The 9,541-nt window shown below is 57.7% G+C and carries 8 protein-coding genes and 2 pseudogenes; 8 read left to right on the forward strand and 2 right to left on the reverse strand.

Translation table 11 applies throughout. The annotated features are described in order from the left end of the window. Positions 1-54: 54 nt before the first annotated feature. The 7 genes and pseudogenes from DFR46_RS14215 to DFR46_RS14975 all read left to right on the forward strand — a co-directional run. Positions 55-1,215 carry a patatin-like phospholipase family protein gene (locus DFR46_RS14215; protein WP_162843486.1) on the forward strand — a complete coding sequence of 387 codons (1,161 nt, stop codon included), beginning with the start codon at positions 55-57 and terminating at the stop codon, positions 1,213-1,215. Positions 1,216-1,357: 142 nt separating this feature from the next. Beyond that, positions 1,358-2,092: a response regulator gene (locus tag DFR46_RS14220; protein WP_116237039.1), complete on the forward strand. Its 735-nt coding sequence runs from the start codon at positions 1,358-1,360 to the stop codon at positions 2,090-2,092. Positions 2,093-2,577: 485 nt separating this feature from the next. Further along, a pseudogene (locus DFR46_RS15060) lies at positions 2,578-2,772 on the forward strand (HAMP domain-containing protein); the annotation flags it as partial. Positions 2,773-2,919: 147 nt separating this feature from the next. Then, positions 2,920-3,414, forward strand: coding sequence for a sensor histidine kinase (locus DFR46_RS14970; protein ID WP_245953875.1), 495 nt, complete (start codon positions 2,920-2,922; stop codon positions 3,412-3,414). A gap of 117 nt (positions 3,415-3,531) precedes the next feature. Beyond that, positions 3,532-4,137, forward strand: coding sequence for an outer membrane protein (locus DFR46_RS14230; protein WP_116237041.1), 606 nt, complete (start codon positions 3,532-3,534; stop codon positions 4,135-4,137). Positions 4,138-4,282: 145 nt separating this feature from the next. Continuing rightward, complete coding sequence (locus tag DFR46_RS14235) at positions 4,283-4,834, forward strand: GNAT family N-acetyltransferase (RefSeq protein WP_211306440.1); 552 nt, start codon at positions 4,283-4,285, stop codon at positions 4,832-4,834. Between the two features lie 41 nt (positions 4,835-4,875). Then, positions 4,876-5,010, forward strand: a pseudogene (locus DFR46_RS14975) (IS6 family transposase); the annotation flags it as partial. Positions 5,011-5,130: 120 nt separating this feature from the next. Here the strand turns inward: DFR46_RS14975 and DFR46_RS14245 are convergent. Then, entirely contained in the window at positions 5,131-6,750 is a 1,620-nt protein-coding gene (locus tag DFR46_RS14245; protein WP_116237043.1) for an acyl-CoA dehydrogenase family protein, read from the reverse strand. A gap of 292 nt (positions 6,751-7,042) precedes the next feature. Here DFR46_RS14245 and DFR46_RS14250 point away from each other — a divergent pair, with 292 nt between their 5' ends. Next, positions 7,043-9,298, forward strand: a complete 2,256-nt coding sequence (locus DFR46_RS14250; RefSeq protein ID WP_116237044.1) for an adenosylcobalamin-dependent ribonucleoside-diphosphate reductase — start codon at positions 7,043-7,045, stop codon at positions 9,296-9,298. Positions 9,299-9,327: 29 nt separating this feature from the next. Here the strand turns inward: DFR46_RS14250 and DFR46_RS14725 are convergent. Further along, positions 9,328-9,541 (reverse strand): hypothetical protein (locus DFR46_RS14725; protein ID WP_211306441.1); only part of this gene is annotated, 214 nt, incomplete at its 5' end.

Here is a 9,541-nt window from a genome sequence, read left to right on the forward strand (position 1 = left end):
GAGCGCATCCCGAAGCGGAAGAATAGATGGCGAGCCACCCTGCCTGTGATTTCCTTGCTGCTGTCCGGCTGTGTCACCGTTCCTCGCGAACTCCCACCACCACCGGATCTCCAAGCAGCCCCGCCGAGCTTCTCACCATTGGTGCGCTCGCTCGGTACCGATCCGCGCTTTACAGGACTCGAGGCGCGGGAGCGGATACGACGTTTGCGTCTGGCGGCGACCGATGGCACGATCGACATTCTAGCCCTCTCGGGCGGCGGCGCGAGCGGCGCTTTCTCGGCGGGCGCCCTCACAGGGTTGGGGGAACGCGGCGAACGGCCGCGCTACGAGGTCGTGACCGGCGTGAGCGCCGGAGCTCTGGCCGCGCCGTTTGCTTTTCTTGGCAGTCACTGGGACCGTCACATGAACGACGCGTTCACTGGTGAACATATACGTCACCTCTTGCGCCCACGCGGATTGGGAGCTTTGTTCGAACCCAGCCTGAGTTCCGGTCGCTCGTTGCGCGATCTAGTCGACCGGTTCATCACCGTCGAACTGGTCGAAGAGATCGCGCGCGAAGCTTCGACCGGGAGAATGCTACTGGTTGCGACAACTGATCTCGACAGGCAAGAGACCGTACTCTGGGACATGGGACTGATAGCCTCGCGAAAAGGGGAGCCCGCGCGGCGGCTTTTCCGGGATGTCCTGATCGCTTCCGCAAGCGTTCCCGGCTTGCTCCCGCCCGTGCTTATTGATGTCGAAGCAGATGGGCGGGATTATCAAGAGATGCATGTCGACGGCGGGGCCTCGACGCCTTTTTTTATCGCACCCGAGATCATCCACTTGGCTGGCGAGGAACTCGGGGGATTGTGCGGCGCAAATGTCTTCATTTTGGTCAACGGTCAGATCGAAGTGCCAGCGCGCGCCACTGCGGTCGCGATCATCCCGATTATCAACCGCAGTTTCTCTTCCTTGATGATGCATATGACGCGGATCGCGATCGCGAACACGAATGCGTTCGCCCGGCGGCATCTAATGAACTTCAGGTTAGCCGCAATCCCCGCCGACGCGGCTGAGCCGGACTGGCTCGATTTCGAACCATCGCATATGCGCGAACTACATGACTTGGGACGCAACCGCGCGCTTGCGGGAAATCTCTGGTCGATGACGAACATCTCGCCGACCAGCGCAGAAGGTGCAATTTCGTGCAGCGGTCAGGCGGAAGGCCCGGAGTAATGAAGGCGGGAGGGATGATAGTTCGGACCCGTCTCTGCTGGACTTTTCGGGGTGCTCTGACACCTGCTGCGGGATCAGAATGTGTCAACTCTTTGTCGCTCGCGACAAACGGATGCACAAATTCGCTGGCAATGGGTACTCCATGCCACAAATCCTTGATGACGAAATGAACGGGGATATCGAGATACTGATCGTCGATGACGATCCTTCCCTCCGTGGCCTCATCGGAGAATTTCTCAGGGGCCATGGTTTCACGGTATTGGAGGCGGAGGGAGGCACCGAGATGCGTGAACTCCTTCAGACCCATAAAGTCGATGTCGTGATCCTGGACGTGATGATGCCCGGAGAGGATGGGCTCTCGCTCGCCCGATCGCTATCAAGCCGCCGCGATTTGTCTATCATCATGGTTTCCGCACTAGGCAGCGAGACAGACCGCATCATCGGCCTCGAGGTTGGTGCGGACGACTATCTGCCGAAGCCGGTTTCGCCCCGCGAGCTGCTCGCGCGGATTCGTGCCGTGCTGCGAAGACAGCAGCCACGGGATAAGGATGAGGACTGCCGCGGTTGTTATCAATTCGAAGGTTGGCGGCTCGATCTGGTTCGTCATGTGCTTCATGATCCCAAGAACATCATCATTGCCTTGTCGGAAGGGGAATTCTCGCTTCTGAGAACCTTCGTAGAACGCCCGCGGCGCGTGCTCAGCCGCGACCAGTTGCTCGAATATACGCGTGGACCCGACAGCGATGCATTTGATCGGGCTGTAGACACCCAGATTAGCCGACTGCGGCACAAGCTCTCCAGCCGAATGGCTGGCGAGCTTATCCATACTGTCCGGAGCGAAGGATATATGTTCCTTCCGAAAGTGTCACAGTTGTGAGATCAGGCCGGAAATCAGGCTCGATTTTCTCACACACACTGATCCTGGTCATCGGGGTTGTGCTAGCCGTTGCGCTGGTCAACGTAGCGATTATCTTGCTCCATCCGCCTCCCACAGGAGACCCTGTGACGGCGCGTGAAGTCGCCCAGTTGCTACGCGGTGAAAATACAATCCAACGCCGAACCTCCCTTCAGGTGGAGAATGCTGATATCCTGTCTTCGTCGAGCGAATTCGCGCCTCACAACCAACTGCGGCTCGCCTTCATCCGGTTCTTCACTCAGCCGGAGACTGAGATAAACTCAGATGTAGCCCCGACTGCCCCGGGCACGGCCGCTTCGGGAGGACAATCGCCGGCGGTCCTGCAAGGGGACGATTTCAATCCTGTGATCTTCGGGTCTTTCACCGTCGCCTTGGAACAGCCTGACGGCAGTTGGCGAATGGTGTCAGGTGGTAGTGAACGCCTCGTGCAGAGATGGCGATCCAGAATGATCCTCTGGATTCTCTTCTCGGTGCTGCTGGTCTTCCCGATAGCTTGGTGGTTCAGTAAACGAATTGCGCGACCGATCCGGGCATTTGGGGAGGCTGCGGAGCTTCTTGGCACTCAACACGACTTGGCTCGGGTCGAAGTGAGCGGTCCCGCGGAGATCAGGCGGGCTGCAAGGGCTCTGAATGAAATGCAGGCACGTCTTCAGAATTTCGTTAAGGAGCGGACTTCCATGGTCGGCGCAATCGCTCATGACCTTCGGACGCCTCTCTCGCGCCTCCACTTTCATGTCCTTTCTGCACCAGCGCCGGTCCGAAAGTATGTCGAAGCAGAAATAGCCGAAATGGAGCAGATGATCGCGGTTACGCTCGATTTCGTGCAAAATGAAACGCGGACGCAAGCGCCTGAGCCGATGGAGCTGAGTCTGCTTGTCGAGGGCGTTGTGGATGACTTGGCGGATCTCGGTAAGGACGTCCGAATGTCCGGATCGGAGTCCGTTACGATCAATGGCGATCCAATTCTCCTCAGGCGGGTATTTGTGAACCTCATCCAGAATGCCCTCAGCTATGCCGGCCGCGCTCGGGTGAGTGTCCGCATTGACGCTGGTTCGGCTATAGTTGAGGTTGTTGACGACGGACCCGGCATGTCCGAGTTGGATCTCGTCCGAGCGTTCGAGCCATTCTATCGCGCCGAGAATTCGAGAAATCGCTCGACTGGCGGTATGGGTCTCGGTCTGGCGATAGTGCACAGAGCCGTCTTGGCGCATGGCGGTGTAGTGCAGCTCATGAACCGGCCTTCCGGCGGGCTGTGCGCGCGGGTTTCACTTCCGCTTCGCTAAACATTTCAGTAATGTGTCTGCACTCCATCAATGCTGACAACCAAGTGAAATCGCCGTGAAAACAATGTCCTTCACAGATGGCTCAACGCAGGAAATTTCTGCGTTTCAACCAGTGAAGTGAAGGATGAAACCATGAAGCATTACCACGCAATAACCGCAGCAATCATCGTAGCATCAGGGCTTGGCGTGACCGCCGCCCACGCGGAAGAGTTTGTCGGGCCTCGTGTCGAGGCCACAATAGGCTGGAACCAACTCCAGTTCGATTTGCGAAATCCACAGACGTCGGAGAACGAAACGAACTCGGAATTGGGTTGGGGTTTTGCCGCAGGCTATGACGTGCCAATCGGGTCGAATCTCATAGCTGGCGTCGAAGCAGGAATAAGCTTCTCCGACGACGAATACAGTTTCGAGGACGGATCGGTGACACGCTCTTATGACGGGAGCAGAGACATCGCTCTTATGGGACGGCTGGGCACGCGGATCGGCAACAATGCGCTCGGGTATCTCGCGGCCGGTTATTCCAATTATCGGACGGACGAGTTCGTCGAGAATGGAGGCATATTGACCAGTGAAACAGTAAATTTGGACGGACTCCGGTTGGGCGCCGGTCTGGAAGTGGCCCTGACGCCATCGACGTATCTCAAAAGTGAATATCGACATACGATCTACGAGGATGACATATCGCGAAATGAAATCCTCACCGGGATAGGCTTCCGGTTCTGAACTGGAGGAGCGGCTCGGACTACGGGCCGCTCCTCAGACACTGCCGGGTCGATCTCTTTGTCAGTCAACCAGCGTCGGTGCTGACCTCACATTATCGCCCTTAAGCTTTGCTAAAAAAACCTATCTGGGGCGCATGGAGAGAGACATGTTTGCGGTTACCCAAAGACTGTTCTTGCGGCCCGGCTGGGTTGAGGATGCGCCGCAGTTGGCCGCAGCGATTGCCGAATTGCGGGCCGTCTGCAATCTGTCGCGTACGCCTTGGCCGGAACCATTTGAGGACGTCGACGCATTTCTCTCAAAGCCGAGCGATATATGGCATCCGTCCTTCTTGATCTTCGAACGCACGGTTGATCCGGTACTACTGATAGGATCAGTCGGTTTTAGGGACTGCGATGGCGTCCCCGAACTTTGCTACTGGATTGCGCCCGACCACTGGGATCGCGGTTTTGCCAGCGAGGCAGCGCACGCAGCGGTCGAGGCGGTGCGGGCTTCGCTCGGCTATAGACGGATCGTCGCGAGGCATCTTACCGACAACCCCGCCTCGGATCGCGTTCTGGAAAAGCTTGGCTTTCGGAACGTTAGCTGCAGTGAAAAATGCTACAGTAGAGGACGAGACGGCCCCTCTCACTATACGCTCGGTGCCCAGGAGATTCAGCCGCGCCTTAGCGACATAGGCGCAGCGGCATTGTCACGATAACTTGAGTGGCGGTCGGGCGAACAAGCGACTAACTGGCGTTGATGGAACCAATCTCATTTGATAACCATCGCATTCCGCCCGAGATCATCCGATATGTAGTGTAGCTGTACGCCAAGTTCACTTTGAGTTTCCGCGATGTCGAAGACCTTCTGGCCGAGCGGGGTTTGGATGTGTCGTAAGAGGCAGTGCGTCGTCGATGTTTGAATTTTTAGCTCATACTGCGTGCAGTCCGGATCGGCGCTTGCATTGTACAAATCGCTTGGAGTCTCGTGGATGGACGATACAGATGGCTAGCGTCAGCCGAGTGCCGGGGTTGCCCGTTCGATAATCGCGCGGGCGTCAATGGCAGTGTCGGATGCACCATAAGCAAAAGCCGAGCCTTCGAAGCGCAGGCGGCAAAAGGCTTCGGCGACTGGGCTCTCTGCTCCGATCAGGACTGCGCCCTGGGCAGCCAGCGCTAGCCGCTCGACGGTATGGCGGGCAAGCTGTTCGCTTGCGTCGTCGAAATCGAGATCGTCGAGCCAGCGATCATAAGAAGGATGGCGGCCGCGCGCGGTTGATAGAAACGCCTGCAGCGCGTCAAGTGCTTCCGGCTCGCGTGCCATCGCCCTGAGCACGTCCAGCGCGATGACGTTGCCCGACCCTTCCCAGATCGCGTTCAATGGCGACTGGCGGAACAGTCTTGGCATCGGCCCAGCCTCGACATAACCACTGCCGCCCAAGCATTCCATCGCCTCATAGACCATGCCGGGTGCGCGCTTGCACACCCAATATTTCGCGATCGGCGTCAGAAGCCGGGCGAGCTGTTCATCGGCATCGAACGCCGCCGCTACCCGGAATCCCAAAGCTGTCGCCGCTTCGCTCTCAACCGCCAAATCGGCGAGCACCGCCGCCATCGCCGGCTGGTCTGCCAAGCCACGCTGGAAAGCCGTGCGATGCGATGTGTGCCACAGCGCCTCGACAAGCGCCGCGCGCATCGTTGCGGCCGAGCCGACAATGCAATCGAGCCGGGTATGTTGGACCATCTGGATGATCGTTGGGACGCCGCGCCCCTCCTCACCGAGGCGCTCAGCATAGGCTTGATGATATTCGACTTCGGAGGACGCATTCGAACGGTCGCCGAGCTTGTCCTTGAGACGCATTACGCGAAAGCCGGCATTGCGCTCCCCATCGGGTGTCCAGCGCGGGACGAGGAAGCAGGTCAGGCCGCCTTCGGCATAGGCCAAAGTCAGGAAGGCGTCGCACATCGGAGCCGAGCAGAACCATTTATGACCGGTTAGCCGGTAGGCGCCGTCGGCAGCCTCGGCCCTGGTCGTGTTCGCGCGAACGTCTGAACCGCCCTGTTTTTCGGTCATTGCCATGCCGATGGTAACACCGGCCTTTTCGTTGGCCGGACGGACGGCGGGATCGTAACGCGAGGCCGTGATCCGTGGGATCCATTCGTCGCCTATTTCGGAATCGACACTAAGTGCCGCGACAGCGGCATAAGTCATTGTCATCGGACACCCAGTGCCGGCGTCGGCCTGGCCGATAAGAAAGCTCAGCGCCGCATGGAACGTATGCCCGACCTCAGTCCCGTCCCAAGCGGACGCTGCGACACCGCAGTTGAGACCGAGCGCCATCAGCTCGTGATAGGCCGGATGGAACCGCACTTCGTCGATCCGGCGGCCATTGCGATCATGCGTTTCGAGGACGGGTACATTTCGGTTCGCTGCTTCGCCCCAGCCGAGCACTTCGGTTGAACCCGTGCGGAGCCCGAACTCGCTCAGCCGTTCGAAATGAGATTGCCCGCCACTTCTTGTCACCGCATCGCGCAGTGCCTTGTCCGAGCCGAAACGATCAAAACCTTCCAGCGGAGGCGGCTGATTGGTTACTTCATGGGTATCGAGAAATTCAATCGGTCTGAGCGTTGTCATCAATGACTCTTTCCATATTCAGGGGCACTTTTCATCTACCGAATTGCAGAAATCACGTGCGATCATCTGGCCAAAATCAATCAGGACGGCTCGGGAGCGATTACTATGTTTCAGGCCATTCATCGCGATCATTCCCGTTTCCCGTCGAGCCGGTGACGTTGAACATCCGGCTCAGGTCTACACGAAGCGAACTTTAGGCCGACATATTGGTTAGAATTTGAGATATATCAAAAAGGCGGCACCCATATATTGTATGTGAAATACGTAATTTGCGCAATATATAGGGGTGGCCATGTCATTCGATACGACACTTTCCGAAGAGATCTGGACTGCAAAATATCGTTTTACACCTTCTGCAGGAACCGGTGATCAGTGTTTCGAAGAAACCGCAGCACGCGTGGCGGCCGCTGTCGTCGAGGCAGAAAAGCAGGATCTGCGCGAAGAATGGGGCGCGCGATTTTTCGATGCTGTGGCTGATTTCCGGTTCATTCCGGCGGGACGCATTCTTGCAGGAGCAGGAACCGGGCGATCGGTTACCTTGTTCAACTGTTTCGTTATGGGAACCATACCCGATAGCCTAAGCGGGATATTCGATCATCTTCGCGAAGCCGCTCTGACGATGCAGCAAGGCGGCGGCGTCGGCATGGATTTTTCCACGATACGCCCGGTCGGCGCCGAGGTGCTCGGTGTCGGAGCCGATGCATCGGGACCGTTATCTTTCATGGACTGCTGGGACTCCATGTGCCGGACCGTGCATTCTGCGGGACAGCGTCGGGGTGCGATGATGGGATGTCTGCGAATCGACCATCCCGATATCGAAGCGTTCATCGATGCCAAGCGCGATGCCGATCGGTTCCGTAACTTCAACATCTCCGTATTGGTGACCGACGCATTCATGGCGGCGTTGGAAGCGGACAAGGACTGGTCGTTGCTGTTCCGGGGCGAGGTATATCGTACTGTGCGCGCTCGCGACTTATGGGCCCGGCTGATGCGGTCCACCTATGATTGCGCAGAACCGGGGGTGATCTTCGTCGACCGCGTCAATCAGCAGAATAACCTCGCCTATTGCGAAGCCATCAGCGCCAGCAATCCATGCGGCGAGCAGATGCTGCCGCCTTATGGCGCCTGTCTGCTCGGCTCGATCAATCTGGCGCGGATGGTCGACAGGCCGTTCGAGGACGGAGCCACGCTTGATGAAGACCAGCTTGCAGAAATCACGGCAACGGCGGTCCGCATGCTCGACAATGTGATCGACATATCCCGCTATCCGCTACCCGAACAGGAAGTCGAGGCAAAGGCAAAACGCCGGATCGGCCTTGGAATAACCGGACTGGCCGATGCGCTTTTGTTTTGCGGGGAAATCTATGGGTGCGAATCGGCCACTCGAACCGTCGAGCGCTGGTTGAAGATCATGAAGCGCGAGGCCTACCGGGCGTCCGCATTGCTCGCCGCTGAAAAAGGGGCCTTTCCGCTATATGATCCGTGCATCCTTGATCGTCCCAATTTGCAGGATCTCGATCCCGAAACTCGCGCGATGATTGCCGAACACGGACTCCGCAACGGCTGCCTTACTTCCATCGCTCCGACGGGTACGACCTCGCTGTTGGCCGGTAATGTGTCATCTGGGATCGAACCTGTCTTCGCCTATTCCTATGACCGGCGCATTCGCCAGGGCGACGGATCGACACGGGCCGAGGCCGTGGAAGACTATGCCATGCGGGTCTGGCGCCGCGTAAAGGGAGCCGAAGCCTTGCCGCCGGATTCGCTGTTTGTCAGTGCGCAGACACTGACCCCGGATGACCATCTGGCGATGCAGGCGGCGGCACAAAAGCATATCGACAGCTCGATTTCAAAGACCGTCAACTGTCCAGAGGATATCGAATTCGCCGCCTTTTCGCAGATATATATTGAAGGATATCGGTCGGGTTGCAAGGGGATGACGACCTATCGTCCCAACGCAGTGACCGGTTCCGTCTTGAGCGTCAGTTCTGAAACCGCTGAAGTTGCGGAAACCATCGATGAGCTGCCTGTGCTGGTGCCGCGCGAAGAGGCGCTTGGCGGCAAAACCTACAAACTCAAATGGCCTGACAGTGCTCATGCCGTGTATGTGACGATCAACGATCTCGAAACAAAGGCGGGGCCGCGGCCTTTCGAGATTTTCATCAATTCGAAGAATATGGAGCACTATGCCTGGACGCTCGCGCTGACCCGGATGATCTCGGCTGTTTTCCGGCGAGGCGGCGATGTGTCCTTTGTTCCGGAAGAGCTGAAGGCCGTTTTCGATCCTCGCGGTGGCGCGTGGATGAACAAGAAATATGTCCCTTCGATACTTGCTGCGATTGGCGATGTGATCGAGCGGCATCTGGAACTCACGTCGGTGATCGAGAGTGAGGCTAGCGACGTCCAGACCGGTACAGTCGAGGAAGAAGCGGTTGTTTCCGTTGCAGCACGGCCCGGCGCAATCTGCCCGCAATGCGGAACCGCCGGGATGATCCGGAAGGAGGGTTGTAACTGCTGTCTGGACTGCGGATATTCCAAATGCGGTTGAGGCGGTTGACCGAATGATTTGGCGCCTAACTAGATGGCGCGTTCAGTTGTGTATTGATCGCCATAGGATCGATTCCAGAAAAGCGCCTTGGTCCGGCTAAAATCAAAGATTTCGGGAAGTGTGGTTTGTTCGGTCATGAGCAGACCAAGCATTGTCATGTGTGGATGGCTCCGTTTCTGCAAGGGTATTGTTGGTTGATTTTGATCAATGCGGGTTGCGGTCATGTGTCCGGCCTGTTGACGC

This window comes from Parasphingopyxis lamellibrachiae (assembly GCF_003385775.1).
GTDB lineage: Bacteria > Pseudomonadota > Alphaproteobacteria > Sphingomonadales > Sphingomonadaceae > Parasphingopyxis > Parasphingopyxis lamellibrachiae.